Annotated in this window: 1 protein-coding gene; it reads right to left on the bottom strand. The window is 41.8% G+C overall.

Translation table 11 applies throughout. From position 1 onward, the window contains the following. Positions 1–14: 14 nt before the first annotated feature. Positions 15–623, bottom strand: a complete 609-nt coding sequence (fimB, locus tag E0D98_RS24960; protein ID WP_131891387.1) for a type 1 fimbria switch DNA invertase FimB — start codon at positions 621–623, stop codon at positions 15–17. Between the last annotated feature and the right edge of the window lie 210 nt (positions 624–833).

The raw sequence follows: 833 nt of genomic DNA, 5'->3' as shown, positions 1-833 counted from the left end.
CCCTGGTATCTCAACTATCTATATAAAACAGCGTGACGCTGTCGTCCTCTGGCTCTATCCCAGATGCCGTAAAAACGCCCTGCATTGCTGGCGGTATACCAGACAGTATGACGAATATTGCGATGCCCAAGATAATCCTGGATAAGTCGCGTATCTATTCCCATATTCGCCAAAGCAAAACCACACGAATGGCGTAACATGTGCGGATGAATCTCCAGTGACAACCCGGCATTACCACCGGAAGTCGAGATAATATGGTAAAACTGTTGCCGAGAAAGCGGATTTCCCTTACGAGATAAAAATACCCACTCGCTCTCAGCATGCGGGTACGAAGTACGGATACTCAACCAGTTTTTTAAAGCCTGAACTTCTTTGTTCAATAGCGGATGCGTTGTTGAAAAGCCTTTTTTTAATCGATGGATATATATACACTTTGCCTTAAGATCAATATCCGAAATCCTCAATCGACAAATTTCACTCGCCCGGAAACCATGAATAAAACAAAGCAAAGTCAGACAATAATTACGTGCTGCATGAGGCCCGGTATTTGCTGCTTTAAGGAGTGATTCGATTTCACTATGGGTCAGGAAGTTCCTTTTTTTGTTATCAGCCTTATTCTTCATCGTTTTTCCCTTATAATTACAGACGCGCACTAGCTGTGCTGGGTTAGCAATAATCCAACATTTTTATCCTGATTATGTTTATAAAAGCGAACGTTTGCTTAATAACTAACGTAAGTGGACCAGTTCTTCTGAGTGAACTTAAATGGAGTAGCAACAGTTAATTATAATAACGTTGCCATACAAACGCCATGCTCTTGCATGCTATGTACC

Origin of the sequence: Escherichia sp. KCJ4928, assembly GCF_004352695.1 — a bacterium.
GTDB lineage: Bacteria > Pseudomonadota > Gammaproteobacteria > Enterobacterales > Enterobacteriaceae > ECMA0423.
Note: the sequence above shows the minus strand (reverse complement) of the source record. Positions and strands in the feature narration are given on the sequence as shown.